Origin of the sequence: Mycolicibacterium phocaicum, assembly GCF_010731115.1 — a bacterium.
GTDB classification, from domain to species: domain Bacteria; phylum Actinomycetota; class Actinomycetes; order Mycobacteriales; family Mycobacteriaceae; genus Mycobacterium; species Mycobacterium phocaicum.
Genome location: NZ_AP022616.1, coordinates 237,724 through 255,974, shown reverse-complemented (window position 1 = coordinate 255,974; position 18,251 = coordinate 237,724). Strand labels below are relative to the sequence as shown.

At 69.0% G+C, this 18,251-nt stretch carries 15 protein-coding genes; 7 read left to right on the top strand and 8 right to left on the bottom strand.

Annotated elements, in window-relative coordinates; all coding sequences use genetic code 11:
- Nucleotides 1-3: 3 nt before the first annotated feature.
- Nucleotides 4-1,332 carry a lipase family protein gene (locus G6N46_RS01230; RefSeq protein ID WP_138249746.1) on the top strand — a complete coding sequence of 443 codons (1,329 nt, stop codon included), beginning with the start codon at nucleotides 4-6 and terminating at the stop codon, nucleotides 1,330-1,332.
- Here G6N46_RS01230 and G6N46_RS01225 read toward each other — a convergent pair.
- From G6N46_RS01225 to bioB, 3 genes are read right to left on the bottom strand one after another with little or no spacing between them, the layout of a single operon-like run.
- A complete protein-coding gene (locus G6N46_RS01225) occupies nucleotides 1,289-1,954 on the bottom strand; it encodes a DUF2567 domain-containing protein (protein ID WP_138249747.1) in 666 nt (221 codons plus the stop codon). The genes G6N46_RS01230 and G6N46_RS01225 overlap by 44 nt on opposite strands.
- Nucleotides 1,951-2,190, bottom strand: a complete 240-nt coding sequence (gene bsaP / locus G6N46_RS01220; RefSeq protein WP_020103208.1) for a biotin synthase auxiliary protein BsaP — start codon at nucleotides 2,188-2,190, stop codon at nucleotides 1,951-1,953. Before bsaP ends, G6N46_RS01225 begins: the two co-directional genes overlap by 4 nt.
- 11 nt (nucleotides 2,191-2,201) lie before the next feature.
- Entirely contained in the window at nucleotides 2,202-3,209 is a 1,008-nt protein-coding gene (gene bioB, locus G6N46_RS01215) for a biotin synthase BioB (RefSeq protein ID WP_020103207.1), read from the bottom strand.
- A 61-nt stretch (nucleotides 3,210-3,270) separates the two neighbouring features.
- Between bioB and G6N46_RS01210 the strand changes: the two genes are divergently transcribed.
- The gene (locus G6N46_RS01210; RefSeq protein ID WP_138249748.1) at nucleotides 3,271-3,882 is read left to right on the top strand and encodes a TetR family transcriptional regulator; all 612 of its coding nucleotides are present in this window, start codon (nucleotides 3,271-3,273) and stop codon (nucleotides 3,880-3,882) included.
- Nucleotides 3,883-4,129: 247 nt separating this feature from the next.
- Here G6N46_RS01210 and G6N46_RS01205 read toward each other — a convergent pair whose 3' ends face one another.
- The 4 genes from G6N46_RS01205 to G6N46_RS01190 are packed head-to-tail and all read right to left on the bottom strand — an operon-like array spanning nucleotide 4,130 to nucleotide 7,807.
- Nucleotides 4,130-4,645: a 2'-5' RNA ligase family protein gene (locus G6N46_RS01205; protein ID WP_138249749.1), complete on the bottom strand. Its 516-nt coding sequence runs from the start codon at nucleotides 4,643-4,645 to the stop codon at nucleotides 4,130-4,132.
- A 1-nt stretch (nucleotide 4,646) separates the two neighbouring features.
- Nucleotides 4,647-5,339: a dethiobiotin synthase gene (bioD, locus tag G6N46_RS01200; protein ID WP_138249750.1), complete on the bottom strand. Its 693-nt coding sequence runs from the start codon at nucleotides 5,337-5,339 to the stop codon at nucleotides 4,647-4,649.
- Nucleotides 5,336-6,478 carry an 8-amino-7-oxononanoate synthase gene (locus tag G6N46_RS01195; protein ID WP_138249751.1) on the bottom strand — a complete coding sequence of 381 codons (1,143 nt, stop codon included), beginning with the start codon at nucleotides 6,476-6,478 and terminating at the stop codon, nucleotides 5,336-5,338. The genes bioD and G6N46_RS01195 overlap by 4 nt, the downstream gene beginning before the upstream one ends.
- A 36-nt stretch (nucleotides 6,479-6,514) precedes the next feature.
- Nucleotides 6,515-7,807 (bottom strand): adenosylmethionine--8-amino-7-oxononanoate transaminase, encoded by a 1,293-nt coding sequence (locus G6N46_RS01190; protein WP_138249752.1) that lies wholly within the window; start codon nucleotides 7,805-7,807, stop codon nucleotides 6,515-6,517.
- A 112-nt stretch (nucleotides 7,808-7,919) separates the two neighbouring features.
- On the opposite strand from G6N46_RS01190, the gene G6N46_RS01185 reads away from it, so the two are divergent.
- From G6N46_RS01185 to treZ, 4 genes are read left to right on the top strand one after another with little or no spacing between them, the layout of a single operon-like run.
- Nucleotides 7,920-10,073, top strand: a complete 2,154-nt coding sequence (locus G6N46_RS01185) for an acetyltransferase SucT (RefSeq protein ID WP_138249753.1) — start codon at nucleotides 7,920-7,922, stop codon at nucleotides 10,071-10,073.
- 9 nt (nucleotides 10,074-10,082) lie between these two features.
- Complete coding sequence (gene glgX, locus G6N46_RS01180) at nucleotides 10,083-12,206, top strand: glycogen debranching protein GlgX (protein ID WP_138249754.1); 2,124 nt, start codon at nucleotides 10,083-10,085, stop codon at nucleotides 12,204-12,206.
- A gap of 14 nt (nucleotides 12,207-12,220) precedes the next feature.
- A complete protein-coding gene (gene treY / locus G6N46_RS01175; RefSeq protein WP_138249755.1) occupies nucleotides 12,221-14,479 on the top strand; it encodes a malto-oligosyltrehalose synthase in 2,259 nt (752 codons plus the stop codon).
- The gene (gene treZ, locus G6N46_RS01170) at nucleotides 14,472-16,190 is read left to right on the top strand and encodes a malto-oligosyltrehalose trehalohydrolase (protein WP_138249756.1); all 1,719 of its coding nucleotides are present in this window, start codon (nucleotides 14,472-14,474) and stop codon (nucleotides 16,188-16,190) included. The genes treY and treZ overlap by 8 nt, the downstream gene beginning before the upstream one ends.
- On the opposite strand, the gene ilvA is transcribed toward treZ, so the two are convergent.
- Nucleotides 16,187-17,470: a threonine ammonia-lyase IlvA gene (gene ilvA, locus G6N46_RS01165; protein WP_138249757.1), complete on the bottom strand. Its 1,284-nt coding sequence runs from the start codon at nucleotides 17,468-17,470 to the stop codon at nucleotides 16,187-16,189. The two genes, treZ and ilvA, sit on opposite strands and share 4 nt — an antisense overlap.
- Nucleotides 17,471-17,506: 36 nt before the next feature.
- Here ilvA and G6N46_RS01160 point away from each other — a divergent pair, with 36 nt between their 5' ends.
- Nucleotides 17,507-18,250 (top strand): hypothetical protein, encoded by a 744-nt coding sequence (locus G6N46_RS01160; RefSeq protein ID WP_234789574.1) that lies wholly within the window; start codon nucleotides 17,507-17,509, stop codon nucleotides 18,248-18,250.
- Nucleotide 18,251: the final 1 nt, after the last annotated feature.

Below are 18,251 nucleotides of genomic sequence, written 5' to 3'. Positions count from 1 at the left end.
CCGATGACCATGGGCAACGCAGCCAGGGCGTTCGACGCCGAGTGGATCGGCCAGCCGTACCACGAGGAACTTCGACCCGGCATCCGCCCACTGCGGCCCAGCGAGGACACGTTCTACGTGCCGCCCGTCGGCTTCGAGCTCACCGTCCCCGGCACCGTCCTGCGGTCCCGCGACGTCGAACTCGGCTTCATGGGCCTCATCCCGCAAGGCGTCACCGCCACGCAGCTGCTGTACCGCAGCACCGATCTGGGCGGCAGCGCACAGGCCGCGGTGACCACCGTCCTGCTGCCCGTCGGCCACAACCCGGACACCCGCTGCCCCATCGTGTCCTACCAGTGCGCCATCGACGCCGTCTCCGACGCCTGCTTCCCGTCCTACGCCCTGCGCCGCGGCTCGCGGGCCCTGGGCTCGGTCGCGCAGCTCGAATACATGCTCGTTGCCGCGGTCCTCGCGCAGGGCTGGGCGGTGTCCATCCCTGATCACGAGGGCACCGACGGCATCTGGGGCGCCCCGCACGAGCCCGGGTACCACATCCTCGACGGCCTGCGCGCCGCCATCAACACCGAATCGCTCGGCCTGTACGCCGACGCGCCCATCGGCCTGTGGGGCTACTCGGGTGGCGGCCTCGCCAGTGCCTGGGCCGCGGAGGAGTACGCCAACTACGCACCCGAACTCAACGTCGTCGGCGCCGCCCTCGGCTCGCCGGTCGGCGACCTGGCTGAGGTGTTCCGCCGGCTCAACGGCACCTCGAAAGCCGGCCTGCCCGCCACGGTGATCGCGGCCCTGATGCACATCTACCCCGGCCTCAACCGCATCATCCACGAGCACGCGACCGAAGCCGGCAAGGCCATGCTGCGCAACATCGAGGGCATGACCACCGCAGAGGCGGTTCTCCGGCACGCCGGACTCGACTTCGACAGCCTGCTGAAGTCGCCGCTGCAGGAGGTGCTCGACACTCCCGAGGTCCAGCACGTCTTCGAGAGCATCAAGCTCGGCAAGACGGCGCCGACGCCGCCGCTGCTCATCATGCAGGCCGTGTACGACCAGGTCATCTCCGTCGGCAACATCGACGAGCTGACCGACACCTACGTCATGGGCGGCTCGCACGTGACCTACCACCGCGACATCCTCAGCGAGCACATCGCCCTGCACCCGCTGGCCGCGCCGATGACGCTGAATTGGCTGGCCGAACGATTCGACGGCAAGCCGCTGGGCCCCACGGTGCGAACCTCGTGGCCGGCCCTGCTGAACCCGGCGACCTACCTCGGCCTGCTCAAGCTCGGCGTCGTCAGCACGAAGGTTCTGCTGGGACTTCCGATTGGGCGTCGGTAGCCGCGGGAGCGGCGGCAGCCGGTAGCCGGACCGGCTCGACCGGCGGCCAGCCGCCCAGATCGTCGCGCTTGGTCGCCAGCGTGCAGAACAGATAGACCAACGCGGCAATGCCGGCCGGGAAGATCAGCGTCGTCGCAATGACCCACGGCGAGTGGCCGAAGAACACCGGCGGCGCCTCGACGAGGTAGCCCACCCGATGCTCGGGAGACAACGGAGCGCCCGCGAGATCCGGTGTCCCGTAACGAAAATGCGCGACGACGGCACCGACACCGGTGAGTGCGCCCGCGGCCGCCACATTGCCGAGCGCCAGCGCGCCGGCCAGGAGCGGCCCGCGATGCGCGCGCCACTGCCACACCAGCGTCGCCGCCACGACGGCTATCACCGTCAGGAAACCGACGGCCAGCGCGCCGCCGAGAAACACCCGGTCCGATTCGTCACCGAAGTACCCGTGAATGCGCTGGCCCTTCTTGGTCAGCGCGACGACGGCGTCGACCGGCGGGGCGAGAAACGCCCACAGCACGCCACCGAGCGCGCCGGTCAGCGTCAGACCGACGACGACCCGCAGCGCTGCGGCGCGATGCGAAAGCTTCGGCGCCGCAGCGGTTTCAGCAGGCTGAGTCACCGTTGGGTTTCCAGGTCCTTCGAGTCCACCACCCCGTGCCGCGAGCACTTGGCCCACCAACCGTCGGGGCGCACCTGCACCACCATCCGGCGGCCGCATTCGGCACACCATCGGGGCGCCTCCAGCCCGAGCTGGGCCGTGGTCGGCATGACGGCGCCGTCGACGGCATCCGCCGCGACACCGGTGTACACGTTGAACTTGCCGGCACTGACGGGTGCGGGCAATTCTCTGGTCATCACGTCTAGTTCTACAGGGTGGCGTTCAGAGCCTTGATCGGCATCTGCAGATCGTCCAGCAGCTCCAGGTCGGATTCGGCCGGGCGACCCAGCGTCGTCAGGTAGTTGCCGACGATGACGGCGTTGATGCCGCCCAGGATGCCCTGCTTGGCGCCCAGGTCGCCGAGGGTGATCTCGCGGCCACCGGCGAAACGCAGCATGGTGCGCGGCATGGCCAGGCGGAACGCGGCGACGGCGCGCAGCGCGTCGGCGGCCGGCAACACCTCGAGGTCACCGAACGGGGTGCCCGGGCGCGGGTTGAGGAAGTTCAGCGGAACCTCGTGCGGGTTGAGCTCGGCGAGGTTGGCGGCGAACTCCGCACGCTGCTCCAGGGTCTCGCCCATGCCGAGGATGCCGCCGCAGCAGACCTCCATGCCGGCCTCGCGGACCATCTCCAGCGTCTTCCAGCGCTCTTCCCAGGTGTGGGTCGTCACGACGTTCGGGAAGTACGACTTCGAGGTCTCCAGGTTGTGGTTGTAGCGGTGCACACCCATGGCCTTGAGCCGGTCGACCTGCTCCTGATCGAGCATGCCCAGCGAGCACGCGATCTGGATGTCGACCTCGTTGCGGATGGCCTCGATACCGGCGGCCACCTGGGCCAGCAGGCGCTCGTCGGGCCCGCGCACGGCGGCGACGATGCAGAACTCGGTGGCACCGGTCTTGGCGGTCTGCTTCGCGGCCTCGACGAGGCTCGGAACGTCCAGCCACGCGCTGCGCACCGGAGACGCGAACAGACCCGACTGCGAACAGAAGTGGCAGTCCTCGGGGCAACCGCCGGTCTTGAGGCTGATGATGCCCTCGACCTCGACCTCGGGACCGCACCACTTCATGCGCACCTCGTGCGCGAGGGCCAGCAGGTCCTCCAGCCGGTCGTCGGGCAGCTGCAGAACCTCGAGCACCTGCTCTTGGCTCAGGCCTTCGCCACGCTCGAGCACCTGCTCGCGGGCTACACCCAGTACATCGGTCGCGGCCTGAGTCATCGGCACTCCTTACTTCAGGCCGACTGCGGCCTACAACTTGAACGGTGTTTAGGATACAGACGTGCAACTGCACCGAAGCGACGTGGTGGCCAAGGCCGCCGAAATCCTGGACAACTACGGGATCGCCGACCTGACCATGCGCAGGCTGGCGCGGGAACTGAGCGTCAGCCCCGGCGCTCTGTACTGGCATTTCGCCGACAAACAGGAGCTCCTCGGCGCGGTGGCCGACCGCCTGCTGGCATCGGCTGCCGCGGTGGCGGTGGCCGGCGAGTGGCCTGAGCGCATCGTGACGCTGTGCTCGGCGCTGCGCGACGCGCTGTTGTCCGCGACCGACGGCGCCGAGCTGGTCTCGGCCAGTTTCTCCGCCGGCCGATCCGCCGAGCTGAGCCGCATCGTGGCGGCCCTCACCGACGCATGTGCCGAATCGGGGCTGACGGCCCATGACGCCGACCTCGCGGCCCGCACCATCGTCTACTACGTGCTTGGCTTCACCGCCGACGAGCAGTCCCGCATCCAATGGGACGCCGCCGGCGCCACCGTGGCCGACAGCGACGCGGTGTGGTCCGAAAATGCCGGTGGCCGTTTCACTTTCGGCCTGGACCTGCTTGTCGACGGCCTCGCGGCGCACAGTGATGACCGGACGCCGTCGGTTGACGCCCTGCGTGCGCGGTAAACCGTCAAGGCCACCCGGCGCAGTCAGGATTCGAGTACCAGTAGAAATCGTCACCGGGAATCGAAATGTCCATGCGTGCAATCACGTTGGGATTTGCCTGCGGTTATTGCACTGAGGGACGTCCGGTGGTCTCGAGAAGTACCTGGCTGCAATCACGAGCGGTTCGACAGCCTCGCAAATGAAGCCAGGTATTGCGGCGACTCCTGCGCGTGGGTCGGCCAGGACCACAGCCCGAGACGGACCAGCCTCAGCTCACACCGATCTGAATCTCCGTGCGCTCGTTGCCGTTCCACAGCCGCAGCCCGCCGGCAGTGGCGTTGATCTCGGCAGGCCGGCCGGCGATACCGAGGGCGCGGGCAAGCCGGTCCGGCGGGACCCGGCGCGCCAGGGTGACGTGCGGCGTCCAGTCGCCCGGTTCGGTATGCGGCATGGGGCCCGGCCGCAGGTGCGGTGCGCTGAGCCGGCAGACCTCGGCGTGCAACGCGAGTAGCTCGACGCTGGGCACCACGAGTCGCGCAAGGATTCCGGCGGAGCGACCGAATACCAACGTGGCACCGAGGCGAACCGGGAACGGGAACCTGTCGCCGATGCCGGCCAGCGCCGGCAGGACCGCCTCATCGATCTGCTGCGCGACACACAGGGTGGCGTGCGGACGAGCTGCGGGCGGCTGCGCGACGATCCCCGCCGCGCGCAGGTCGTCCCAGGCGCGCCTGATCACGGCCTCGGTGTCGAGGTCGAACAGCAGCTCGACCGAGTGCACCATGTCAGCCGACCAGGCTCGAAACCCATTGTGGATCAAACGCTTTCGCGCTCACCGCGGCGAACTCCCCGGGCGACAACCGGCCCGCGCCGTCGGGCAGCACCGCGCGCACCGGAGCGATGTCCGCGAGCGCACCCCGGTTGGATGCTTCCGCGAGCCCCGGCTCCTGCGGCCAACTGCCGATCACCAGTCCGGCGCACGCGATGCTGTGCGCGGCCAGCGATTCCACGGTGAGTCCGGTGTGGTTGAGGGTGCCCAGCCCCGGTGCGACGACGACCAGCACCGCGGCCCCGAGTTCGACGGCCAGGTCGCGCAGCGTCGTGCCGTCGGCGCCGAGTTGCACGAGGAGTCCCCCGGCGCCCTCGACGAGGGTCAGCTGCCGGGGCCGGTCCACGTTCCGGACCAGCGCGACCAGTTCGTCGCGCGACGGCAGCGTCATCCCGGCCAGTTGGGCCGCCGCGACGGGCGCGAGCGGTTCGGGGTACCGCCAACCCGGCACGAGCGACGTGACCTCCGCGAGGCGTCCCACCTCGGCCAGATCGTCGTCACCGTGGCCGGCGGCCGGCGAGATTCCGGTCTGCACCGCCTTGCAGACCGCGACGTCCAGACCCGCTTGACGGGCGGCACTGGCCAGCGCCGCGGTGGCAATGGTCTTCCCGACGCCGGTATCGGTCCCGGCGACCAGCAGCAGCGTCACGACTGCACCAGCGCGAGCACCTCGCCGAGCACCCGCCCGGCCAGGTCGAGCTCGGCATCATCGAGCGACGCGCGCGCGGTCAGGCGCAGCCGCGAGGTGCCGGCCGGCACCGACGGCGGGCGGAAGCAGCCGACCCGGACCCCGCGGTCCAGGCACGCCGAGGCGGCGGCCAGCGCGACCTCGGGGTCGCCCAGGATCACCGAGACGACGGCGGAATCAGGCGTGTGGACGGCGCCGCCGAACCGGGCCAGGGTCGCGGCGTGGGTCAGCACGGCCTGCGCCCGCCACGGCTCGGCGATGAGGACCTGCAGCGCGGCTTGCGCGGCGCCGACAGCCGCCGGGGCCAGACCGGTGTCGAAGATGAACGTGCGCGCGGCGTCGATCAGGTGTGCCCGCACCGCCGCCGGGCCGAGCACCGCGCCGCCCTGGCTGCCGAGCGACTTGGACAGCGTCGTCGTCACCACGATGTCGGGCTCGCCGGCCAGACCGACCTCGTGCACCAGTCCGCGGCCGCCGGTGCCGCGCACGCCGAGGCCGTGGGCCTCGTCGACGATCAGCAGCGCGCCGTGCCGGCGACACACCTCGTGCAGGGCGCGCAGCGGGGCCAGGGCACCGTCGGTGGAGAACACCGAATCGGTGATCACGACGGCGCGCTCCTCGGACCGGCTGACCAGCGCGGTCTCGACGGCGCCGACATCGTTGTGCGGGGATACCACCACCCGCGCCCGGGACAGCCGACAGGCGTCCACCAGCGACGCGTGGCTGTAGGCGTCGGACACGACCAGAGAGCCGGGGCCCGACAGCGCCGCCACCGCGGCGATGTTGGCGGTATAGCCGGACGAGAACACCAGCGCCGACTCGGCGCCCATGAATGCGGCCAGCTCGGCCTCGAAGTCCTCGTGCAATTCGGTGTTGCCGGTCACCAGACGCGATCCGCCGGAGCCCGCACCCCAGGTGTGCAGCGCCGTCACGCCGCCCTCGATGACGGCGGGATGCTGCGTCAGGCCGAGATAGTCGTTGGACGCCAGGTCCAGTTCGGTGGCCACCGCGGGCCGGACCCGCAGCGACCGGCGCAGGCCCGCGGCTCGGCGCTTGCGTTCGACATCAGCGAGCCAGGCCAGCGGCGAGTGCTCGGTCATCGGCGCGCTCCTGACTCAAGGGCTATTGAACGGTGTTCAGGTTAACGCACGGGCAACGGCGACCACACCGGAGGTGATCTGGTCGATCTCCTCCGGCGTGCAGATGAAGGGCGGCATCACGTACACCAGCTTGCCGAAGGGCCGTAGCCACAGCCCATGCTCGATCGCGGTGACCGTGGCGAGCGCCATGTTCACCGGTTCACGCATCTCGACGACGCCGATGGCGCCCAGCACGCGCACATCGGCGACCGACGCCAGGTCGGCGGCCGGCGCCAGACCACGCCGCAGCCCCTCCGCGATCTCCGCGACCCGCGCCTTCCAGTCCTGACTCAGCAGCAGCTCGACGGCTGCCACCGATACCGCGCACGCCAGCGCGTTGGCCATGAACGTCGGCCCGTGCATCAGTGCGCCCGGCTCGCCGGAGCTGATCACCCGCGCGATCTCCCCGGTGCACAGCGTCGCCGCCAGCGTGACATAGCCACCGGTCAGCGCCTTGCCGACGCACATGATGTCGGGGCTGACGCCGGCGTGGTCCGCGGCGAACAACTCCCCGGTGCGCCCGAAACCGGTCGCGATCTCGTCGAAGATCAGCAGCACGCCGTGCCGCGTGCAGATGTCGCGCAGCGCCGTCAGGTACCGCGGGTCGTGGAACCTCATGCCGCCGGCGCCCTGGACCACCGGCTCGACGATGACGGCGGCGAGTTCATCGACATGCGCGGCCAGTTGGGCCTCGAAGGCCTCGACGTAGGCGAGGTCGAATTCGGCGGGTACCCGCGGCGCGAAGATCTGGGGCATCAGGACATCGGTCCAGATGGAGTGCATGCCACCGTCGGGGTCGCAGACGCTCATCGGGGTGAAGGTGTCGCCGTGGTACCCGCCGCGCCACGTCATCAGCTTGTGCCGGCCGGGACGGCCGAGGCTGCGCTGGTACTGCAGCGCCATCTTCGCGGCGACCTCGACGGACACCGAGCCCGAGTCCGAGAAGAACACCGTGTCCAGACCGGCCGGGGTGATCTCGACGAGCAGCTGCGCCAGTCGTGCCGCCGGCTCATGCGTGAGGCCGCCGAACATGACGTGGTTCATCCGGCTCAGCTGCTGCGTGATCGCGGCGTCGAGCACCGGGTGCCCGTGTCCGTGCACCGCCGTCCACCACGAGCTCATCGCGTCGATGACCTGCACCGGGCGGCCCTCGTGGATGAGGGTCAGCATGATGCCGTGCGCCTCGGTGGCAACCACCGCCGGCAAAGCCTCGTCGCCGATGGTGCTGTACGGGTGCCAGATGTGGGCGGTGTCGATCGCCGAGATTTCGGCAGGGTTCAGCGCTGGCACGAGGACCGAGCCTAATCGCCCCGCAGGCACGTCGAAACCGGCCTACTCAGCGGGCGGGCGACTCGCCGTTACATGAACCAGACCTGGATCTTGGGTAGATTGACATCCGACCATGACGACTCTTGCAGCACCGCGGCCGGCGTCGCAGCCCGGGTCGGGCAACGCCGTGCACGTCACCGACAGCGGTGCGGACTCTGCTGCGGGCAACGCGCCGAGCGGGTTCTACCGCCACGACCTGGACGGTCTGCGCGGCATCGCCATCGCCATGGTCGCCGCCTTTCACGTCTGGTTCGGCCGCGTTTCCGGTGGTGTCGACGTCTTCCTCGCGCTGTCCGGATTCTTCTTCGGCGGCAAACTGTTGCGCATTGCGCTGACGCCCGGCGCGCCGCTGTCCCCCGGGCCGCAACTGCGCCGGCTGGTCCGTCGCCTGCTGCCCGCCCTGATCGTCGTCCTGGCCGCCGGCGCCGTGCTGACCATCGTGATCCAGCCGGAAACGCGCTGGGAGACGTTCGCGGACCAGAGCCTGGCCAGCCTCGGCTACTACCAGAACTGGGAGCTGGCCGAGACCGCCTCGAACTACCTGCGGGCCGGCGAATCCGTCAGCCCCCTGCAGCACCTCTGGTCGATGTCGGTGCAGGGCCAGTTCTACGTCGCGTTCCTCGCGCTGATCTTCGGCTTCGCGTATCTGTTCCGGCGCCGGCTCGGCGACCGACTACGCCCGGCGTTCATCGCGCTGCTCAGCGTGCTGACCGTCGCGTCGTTCGTCTACGCGATCTTCGCGCACCAGGCCGACCAGGTCAGCGCCTACTACGACAGCTTCGCCCGCACCTGGGAGTTGCTGCTGGGCGCGCTCGTCGGCGCGCTGGTGCCGTCGGTCCGGTGGCCCATGTGGCTGCGCAACGTGGTGTCGGTGGTCGCACTGGCGGCCATCCTGTCGTGCGGCGCGCTGCTCGACGGTGTCCGCGAATTCCCCGGCCCCTGGGCGCTGGTCCCGGTCGGCGCGACCATGCTGTTCATCCTCAGTGCCGCAAATCACACCGAGCGACTGCCCGCGCCGAACCGGCTCCTGGCCACCGGCCCGTTCCTGTCGCTCGGCACCATGGCCTACTCGCTGTACCTCTGGCACTGGCCGCTGCTGATCTTCTGGCTGGCGTACAGCGGCCACAGCCGGGCCCATTTCGTCGACGGCACCATCGTGCTGCTCGTCTCCGGGGTGCTGGCCTGGCTGACCACCCGCTACGTGGAGAACCCGCTGCGCCGGCCGTCGACGACGGGTTCCGCCGGGCTGGCCGGGCTGCGGCGGCCCACCGCCGTGCTGGGGACGCTCGTCGCCGTGTTGGGCGTGTCGCTCACCGCCACCGCGTTCACCTGGCGCGAGCACATGAACATCGAGCGGGCCAACGGCAAGGAGCTCGCCACGCTCAACCCGGTCGACTACCCGGGCGCGCGCTCGCTGTTGCGGCACCTCAAGGTGCCGAAGCTGCCCTTCCGCCCGACGGTGCTCGAAGCCAAGGACGACGTACCGGCCACGACGGCCGACAGCTGTATCGCGGACTTCGACGACCTGTCCATCCGCAACTGCTCCTACGGTGACATCGCCGCGACCCGTACTGTGGCGCTCGCCGGCGGCTCGCACGCCGAGCACTGGATCACCGCGCTGGACCTGCTCGGCAAGCGCTACCACTTCAAGGTGGTCACCTATCTGAAGATGGGTTGCCCACTGTCGACCGAGCAGAACCCGCTCGTGATGGGCGACAACCGGCCGTACCCGAAGTGCTACGAGTGGAACGAGCTGGTCATGCCGAAGCTGGTGGCCGACCATCCGAGTTTCGTCTTCACCACCTCCACGCGTCCCTGGAACATCAAGTCCGGTGACGTCATGCCGGGCACGTACATCGGCATCTGGCAGCGCTTGTCGGATGCGAACATCCCGATCCTGGCCATGCGCGACACCCCGTGGCTGGTGCGGGACGGTAAGCCGTTCTTCCCGGCGGACTGCCTTGCCAGCGGCGGCAATTCGACGTCATGCGGTATCGCCCGCTCCGAGGTACTGTCCGACCACAACCCGACCCTCGATTTCGTCGCGCAGTTCCCACTGCTGAAACCGCTCGACATGAGTGACGCGGTGTGCCGCCCTGACATCTGCCGCGCTGTGGAGGGAAATGTGTTGCTGTATCACGACTCTCATCACCTGTCCGCCACCTACATGCGCACCATGACCGCCGAACTCGGCCGCCAGGTCGGGGCTGCCACCGGCTGGTGGTGAGCTGCCTTCATGGTTGTTGGCGTCTGGCCGGGTAGCGCCTATCCCCTCGGTGCCACCTACGACGGGTCCGGCACGAATTTCTCACTGTTCTCCGAGGTCGCCGAGCGCGTCGAGCTGTGCCTGATCGCCAAGGACGGCAGCGAGGAACGCGTCAACCTCGATGAGGTCGACAGTTACGTGTGGCATTGCTATCTGCCGGCCGTGACGCCGGGGCAGCGCTACGGATTCCGGGTGTACGGGCCGTGGGATCCGGCCAACGGACATCGCTGCGATCCGAGCAAGCTCCTGCTCGACCCCTACGGCAAGTCGTTCCACGGCGACTTCGACTTCACCCAGGCGCTGTACTCCTACGACATGGCCGCGCCGTCGGCCACCGGGGAGCCGCCCGGCATCGATTCGCTGGGGCACACCATGACGAGCGTGGTCATCAACCCGTTCTTCAACTGGGACAACGACCGCCTACCGCGGACGCCGTATCACGAGACGGTGATCTACGAGGCCCATGTCAAGGGCATGACGCAGACGCACCCGGCGATCCCCGAAGAACTGCGCGGCACCTACGCCGGACTCGCCCACCCGGCGATCATCGAGCACCTGAAGTCCCTCGGCGTCACCGCGATCGAGCTGATGCCGGTGCACCAGTTCCTGCACGATCACCGGCTGCTGGACCTGGGCCTGCGAAACTACTGGGGCTACAACACGTTCGGCTTCTTCGCGCCGCACTACCAGTACTCGTGGAACCAGCATGCCGGCAGCGCGGTCGCCGAGTTCAAGACCATGGTGAAGTCGTTCCACGAAGCGGGCATCGAGGTCATCCTGGACGTGGTCTACAACCACACCGCCGAGGGCAATCACCTCGGCCCGACGCTCAACTTCCGCGGTATCGACAACGCCGCGTACTACCGGCTCGACGACGACGACCCGTCGCTCTACAAGGATTTCACCGGGACCGGCAACAGCCTCAACGCCCGCCATCCCCACACGCTGCAGCTGATCATGGATTCGCTGCGGTACTGGGTGCTGGAGATGCACGTCGACGGCTTCCGCTTCGACCTCGCCTCTACCCTGGCCCGGGAGTTCTACGACGTGGACCGGCTGTCGGCGTTTTTCGATCTGGTGCAACAGGATCCGGTGATCAGCCAGGTGAAGCTCATCGCCGAGCCGTGGGATGTCGGCGAGGGCGGCTACCAGGTCGGCAACTTCCCAGGTTTGTGGACCGAGTGGAACGGGAAATACCGCGACACTGTGCGCGACTACTGGCGGGGCGAGCCCGCGACCCTGGGCGAGTTCGCCTCGCGGCTGACCGGTTCCTCGGATCTGTACGAGGCGACGGGCCGGCGGCCGAGCGCGAGCATCAACTTCGTCACGTGTCACGACGGCTTCACGCTGACCGATCTGGTGTCCTACAACGAGAAGCACAACGAGGCCAACGGCGAGGACAACCGCGACGGCGAGAGCCACAACCGGTCGTGGAACTGCGGCGTCGAAGGCCCCACCGACGACCCCGAAATCCTCGAGCTCCGGGAACGGCAGCGCCGCAACATCTTCGCGACACTGATGCTGTCGCAGGGCACCCCGATGATCAGCCACGGTGACGAGATCGGCCGCACCCAGCAGGGCAACAACAACGTCTACTGCCAGGACAACCCGCTGTCCTGGATGGACTGGACCATGTGCGAGACCAACGCCGCCCTCCTGGAATTCACCCGCACCGTGGTGGCGTTCCGGCGCAAACATCCCGTCTTCCGGCGCCGCCGGTTCCTGGCCGGTCAACCGGTGCGCAGCACCGGGCAGGTCCGCGACATCGCGTGGCTGACCCCGGCCGGCGAGGAGATGACGCTCGAGGACTGGGATTCCGGTTTCGGCAAGAGCATCTCGGTGTTCCTCAACGGCGATGCGATACCCGAGCCCAACGCCCGCGGTGAGCGGGTCACCGACGACTCGTTCCTGTTGTGCTTCAACGCCCACGACGAGGCCCTCGATTTCGTGATCCCCGGCGAGGACTACGGCGCGAGCTGGGCGGCGGCACTGGACACCGCCGACCCACACGGTCACACCGAACTCGTGGCCGAGGCCGGCGCGACGATCTCGCTACAGGCCCGCTCCCTGCTGGTGCTGCGTAAGACGGCGTGAACACGATGCCGGTCATGCCCGTTGTCTCCACGTACAGACTGCAGATGCGCAGCGACGGAATGACCTTCGACGACGCGCTGGCCCTGCTGCCCTACCTCGACGAGCTGGGTGTCTCGCACCTCTACCTGTCGCCGGTGCTGACGGCGGCCTCCGGGTCGACGCACGGCTACGACGTCACCGACCCCACGGCCGTCTCGGCGGAGCTCGGCGGGCCGGAAGGCTTTTCCCGGCTGTCCGCCGCGGCGCGGGCGCGCGGCCTGGGGCTCGTCGTCGACATCGTGCCGAACCACGTCGGCGTCGAACACCCCGAGCAGAATCCGTGGTGGTGGGACCTCCTGACGTACGGCCGATCGTCGCGGTACGCGAGCTACTTCGACATCGACTGGGACCTGGACCCCGACGGCCGAATCGTGTTGCCGGTCCTGGGTTCCGACTCCGACGTCGACGACCTCACCGTCGACGGTGACGTGCTCCGGCTCGGCGACCGAACGTGGCCGATCCGGCCCGGCACCGGCACGGGCACGGCCGCCGAGGTCTACGCCCGGCAGGCCTACCGCCTGACGGGCTGGCAGTCCGGTTCCTGCGGCTACCGGCGGTTCTTCTCCATCACGTCACTGGCGGCCGTGCGCCAGGAGGATCCCTACGTGTTCGACGCCAGCCACGCCGAGATCGGGCGCTGGTTCCGTGAGGGCTTGGTGGACGGATTGCGGGTCGACCACATCGACGGGTTGACCGATCCGGCAGGCTATGTCACCCGGCTGCGCGAGTTGGCCGGGCCCGACGCCTGGATCGTCGCCGAGAAGATCCTGGCCGCCGACGAGCCGCTGGACCCCGTCCTCCCCATTGCGGGCACCACCGGTTACGACGTGCTGCGCGAGATCGGCGGGCTCTTCGTCGACCCCGAGGGAGCCGACGCGCTGACGGAGCTGGCCCGCGAAACCCGATGCGATGCCCGCGAACTCAAGATCAGGACCGTCACCGAGACACTGGCCAGCGAGCTGGCCCGGCTGTGCCGTGTGATCTTGCGGGCCGCCGGGAGCGACGATCCTGCCCTCCCGACCGCCGTCACCCAACTGCTCAGCCGGGTCGGCATGTATCGCACCGACTACCCGGTACTGTCCGCGGTGCTGCCCGAAGCCATCAACGAAACCCTCGGCGCGGCACCAGAACTGGCATCGGCTCTGCAGCTGGTCGTCACCGCCCTCGAGCAGCCCGAACCGGCGTCCCGGTTGCAGCAGTTGTGCGGTGCGATGACGGCCAAGGCGATCGAGGACACCATGTTCTACCGCGATGCTCGGCTGGTGTCGCTGAACGAGGTCGGCGGCACCCCCGAACGTTTCGGCATGAGCACGGCCGAGTTCCACCAGCGCACCGCGGCCCGCGCACGCGACTGGCCGGCCACCATGGTGACGCTGTCCACCCACGACACCAAGCGCGGCGAGGATGTGCGCGCCCGCATCACGGTGCTGTCCCAGTGCGCCGAGCGCTGGGCCGAGCGCGTCCGCCGCTGGAACGCCGTGTGCGTACCGCCGGACGAAGGCACCGGATTGTTCTTGTGGCAGAACATCATCGGCGTATGGCCGGCCGCCGGCGAGGTCGACGACGCCGTCCGCGCGCGCCTGCACGCCTATGCCGAGAAGGCGATCCGCGAAGCGGAGCTCCACACCAATTGGGAGCAGCCGAACCGGGAGTTCGAAGATGCGGTCCGCGACTGGATCGATGCGCTGATCGACGGGCCGGTCGCGGGAGAGGTCACCGCATTGGTCCAGCAGCTCGACGAGGCCGCACGTTGCGATGCCGTCGCACAGAAGCTGCTGGCGCTCACCGTGCCGGGGATCCCCGACGTCTATCAGGGCACCGAGCTGTTCGACGACAGCCTGGTGGACCCCGACAATCGCCGCCCGGTGGATTTCGCTCTCCGGCGGACCGAACTGAACACCTTGAGCCACCCCAAGATCCGGGTGGTCGCGGCAGCGCTGCGGTCACGCCGGGAACGGCCGGACACGTACCTGTCGGGTGACTACACACCCGTCGTCGCCGAGGGACCTGCCGCCGACCACATCGTCGCGTTCCGGCGCGGCACCGATGTGCTGGTGGTCGTGCCCCGCTGGACGCTGAAGCTCGACGAATCAGCTTGCGCCGACACGGCTGTCGAGCTGCCGGCTGGTGAGTGGACCGACCGGCTGACCGGGCGCGTGTGGTCCGGCGTCGTCGCCGTCGACGCGCTCTTCGCCGAACTGCCCGGCGTACTTCTGGAGCAATCCCGTGCCTGACCACGAATTCTCGGTCTGGGCGCCCGCGCCGGACGACGTCGCACTCGACGTCGACGGGGCCCGACACCCGATGACCCGCTCCGACGACGGCTGGTGGCGCGTCACCGTCGACGTGCCGGCCGATACCCGCTACGGATTCGTCCTGGATGATTCCGATCCGTTGCCCGACCCCCGTTCGCCGCGACAACCCGATGGCGTGCACGGACTTTCGCAGCTGTGGACGTCCGAGCCGCCCGCGCCCTGGCCCGGCCGCACCATCGACGGCGCGGTGATCTACGAACTGCATGTCGGCACGTTCACCGAGGCCGGGACGTTCGACGCCGCCATCGAGCGGCTGGACCACCTGATCGGCCTCGGTGTCGACTTCGTCGAACTGATGCCGGTCAACGCCTTCAGCGGCAACCACGGCTGGGGCTACGACGGCGTGCTGTGGTACGCCGTGCACGAGCCCTACGGTGGCCCGTCAGGTCTGGTGCGCTTCGTCGACGCCTGCCACCGCCGCGGTCTGGGTGTGTTGCTCGACGCGGTGTTCAATCACCTTGGCCCGTCCGGGAATTACCTGCCCAAGTTCGGTCCGTACCTGACGGTGGGCCGGACTCCGTGGGGTGAAGCGATCAACATCGCCGCCGCCGACTCCGACCCGGTGCGCCGGTACATCATCGACTGCGCGCTGCGCTGGATGCGGGATTTCGGTATCGACGGCCTGCGACTGGACGCGGTGCATGCTCTGGTCGACACCACGGCCGTGCATCTGCTGGAGGAGCTGGCCGGCGAAACCGACGCGCTGGCACGGGAATTGGGCCGCCCGTTGTCCCTGATCGCCGAGAGCGATCTCAACGACCCGCGGCTGGTCACCCCGCGCGACCACGGCGGCTACGGCCTCGCCGCCCAATGGGACGACGACATCCACCACGCCATCCACACCGCGGTGTCCGGCGAACGACAGGGCTACTACGCCGATTTCGGGTCGATGCAGACCCTTGCGACCACTCTCGCCCGCAGCTTCTTCCACGCCGGCACCTACTCGTCGTTCCGGCGCCGCCGGCATGGCCGCGCGCTCGATACCGCGCAGATTCCGGCGACCCGGCTGCTGGCCTACACCTGCACACACGACCAGGTGGGCAACCGGGCGATCGGTGACCGCCCGTCGCAGTACCTCGACTTCGGGCAGCTGGCGGTCAAGGCCGCGCTGGTCCTCGGATCACCGTATACGGCAATGCTTTTCATGGGCGAAGAGTGGGGCGCGTCGACACCGTTCCAGTTCTTCAGTTCACATCCCGAACCAGAACTCGCGCGCGCGACGGCCGAGGGCCGCAAGGCCGAGTTCGCCGATCACGGCTGGGCCGCCGACGACATTCCCGATCCGCAGGACCCCGCCACGTTCCGGCGCTCCAAACTCGACTGGGACGAGATGGGCACGGGTGAGCACGCCCGGTTGCTGCAGCTCTACCGCGACCTGATCACGTTGCGGCGCACCGAACCCGACTTCGCCGACCCGTGGCTGGACCACCTGCGCGTCGAGTTCGACGAAGCCGACCGCTGGATCGTCATGCACCGCGGCGCGTTCGCCGTGGCGTGCAACCTCGGCGAACGGCCCGTCGCCGTACCCGTCACCGGCGAGGTGGTGCTGAGCTCACAGACCCCCGAATGCGGTGCCGGCGCCACGACACTGCCCGGCCACAGCTTCGCGGTGCTGCGCCGAGACGACTAGGTCAGGTACCGGTACGCCGGCGACCCCGGCTCCAAGGGCTCCACGTGGATGCCCGAATCGTGCATCCGCTCCAGCAGCCCGTCGAAGCCCGCGGCCGAACCGAGTTCGATGCCGACCAGCGCCGCGCCGGTCTCTCGGTTGTTGCGCTTGACGTATTCGAACAGGGTGATGTCGTCGTTCGGCCCGAGCACCTCGTCGAGGAATCGCCGCAGCGCGCCGGGCTCCTGCGGGAAGTCCACCAGGAAGTAGTGCTTGAGACCCAGGTGCACCAGCGACCGCTCGAGCACCTCGCCGTAGCGCGAGACGTCGTTGTTGCCGCCGGAGATCAGGCAGACCACCGTCGACCCGGCCTCGACACCGTTCTCCATCAACGCCGCAACGGACAGCGCGCCCGCGGGCTCGGCGATGATGCCCTCGTTCTGGTACAGGTCGAGCATCGCGGTGCACACCGCGCCCTCGTCGACCGTCGTCACCGACACCATGTCACCGGCGGCGGCGAGCGCCGCGTAGGTCAGCTCCCCGGCCCGGGCCACCGCCGCGCCGTCGACGAACTGGTCGACGTGCTCCAGCGTGACGGGCTCGCCCTTGGCCAGCGCCGCGATCATCGACGCCGCGCCGGCGGGCTCGGCCCCGAGCACGGCGGTCGCCTTGGTGTGCGCGGTCAGGTAGGTGGTGATGCCGCTGATGCACCCGCCGCCACCCACCGGCACGATCACCAGGTCGGGTTCGCCGTCCAGCTGCTCGAGGATCTCGACGGCGATGGTGCCCTGGCCGGCCATGGTGCGCAGGTCGTCGTACGGCGGCACCAACGTGGCACCGGTCCGGGCGACGTCCTCGAGTGCCGCCTCCGCGGCCAGGTCGTAGGTGGCGCCGCCGACGATCAGCTCGATGAAGTCGCCGCCGTGATAGCGGATGCGGTCGCGCTTCTGCTTCGGCGTCTTGGCCGGCACGTACACGCGGCCGTGCACACCCATCGAGCGGCAGGCCAGCGCGAAGCCCTGGGCGTGGTTACCGGCCGACGAGCACACCACGCCGGCGGCCTTCTCCTCATCGGAGAGCTGCATCAGCAGGTTGTAGGCACCGCGCAGCTTGTACGAGCGCACCGCCTGCAGGTCCTCGCGCTTGAGGTACACCTGGGCACCGGTCAGCGCCGACAGCCGGTCGCTGTACTGCAGCGGGGTGCGGGTCACGACCGAGGAAATTCGCCGGGCAGCCGCATCGATGTCGGCCGCGGCAAGCGGCGACGTCCTGTGGGTTCCCTGGCTCAGCTCGGCAGACACCGTCTAATGGTGTCATCTCGGTGCAAAACTGAGCGCATGGACCCCACCCCAGAACCGGTGCCGCCGGCGGTCAGGACGTTCGTCGAGCGCACGCACCGCCTGACGAGCAGCGCCGAACACCACGTGCCGTCGTGGCTGCGGCCCGGCGCACCGGAGAACCGGCTGCCGGTGATCGCCGCCATCCTCGGCGCGGTCCTACTGCAATGGGCCGTGCCCGAGCAGTACACCGTGGTCCCCCGGTGGCCGCTGATCGGCCTGGAGCTGCTGCTCGTGGTCGTGCTGCTGATCATCAACCCGGTGCGGATGTCCCGCGAGACCACCGTCGGCAAGTGGGCGATGTGGGTGTTGACCGCGGCCATCACCGCCGACAACACCACCTCGGCGATCGTCCTCGACGTCCACATCCTGTCCGGTCAGGTCTCCAACAACGCCGGGCTGTTGCTCGGCAGCGGGGCAGCGATCTTCATCACCAACGTCATCGTGTTCGGCATCTGGTTCTGGGAACTGGACCGCGGTGGTCCGTTCGCCCGCCGGGCCGGCGACGACCCGTACCCCGACTTCCAGTTCCCCCAGATGAGCGATCCGCAGAACGCCGAACCCGGTTGGCGCCCAACGTTCGTCGACTACCTGTACGTCAGCTACACCAACGTCGTGGCGTTCTCCCCCACCGACACCATGCCGCTGTCCCGATGGGCGAAGATGATGATGACGCTGCAGTCGCTGGTGTCGATCTCGACGACCGCGCTGGTCATCGCGCGTGCCGTCAACGTGCTGAAGTAGG

Bases quoted from the DNA above. Each gene is read 5' to 3' on its own strand.
- G6N46_RS01205 (WP_138249749.1), bottom strand. From the start codon at position 4,645: ATGGTGCACTCGGTCGAGCTGCTGTTCGACCTCGACACCGAGGCCGTG.
- bsaP (WP_020103208.1), bottom strand. From the start codon at position 2,190: ATGACCAGAGAATTGCCCGCACCCGTCAGTGCCGGCAAGTTCAACGTG.
- treY (WP_138249755.1), top strand. From the start codon at position 12,221: ATGCCCGTTGTCTCCACGTACAGACTGCAGATGCGCAGCGACGGAATG.
- bioB (WP_020103207.1), bottom strand. From the start codon at position 3,209: ATGACTCAGGCCGCGACCGATGTACTGGGTGTAGCCCGCGAGCAGGTG.
- G6N46_RS01195 (WP_138249751.1), bottom strand. From the start codon at position 6,478: ATGACCGAGCACTCGCCGCTGGCCTGGCTCGCTGATGTCGAACGCAAG.
- G6N46_RS01185 (WP_138249753.1), top strand. From the start codon at position 7,920: ATGACGACTCTTGCAGCACCGCGGCCGGCGTCGCAGCCCGGGTCGGGC.
- G6N46_RS01230 (WP_138249746.1), top strand. From the start codon at position 4: ATGACCATGGGCAACGCAGCCAGGGCGTTCGACGCCGAGTGGATCGGC.
- glgX (WP_138249754.1), top strand. From the start codon at position 10,083: ATGGTTGTTGGCGTCTGGCCGGGTAGCGCCTATCCCCTCGGTGCCACC.
- G6N46_RS01160 (WP_234789574.1), top strand. From the start codon at position 17,507: ATGGACCCCACCCCAGAACCGGTGCCGCCGGCGGTCAGGACGTTCGTC.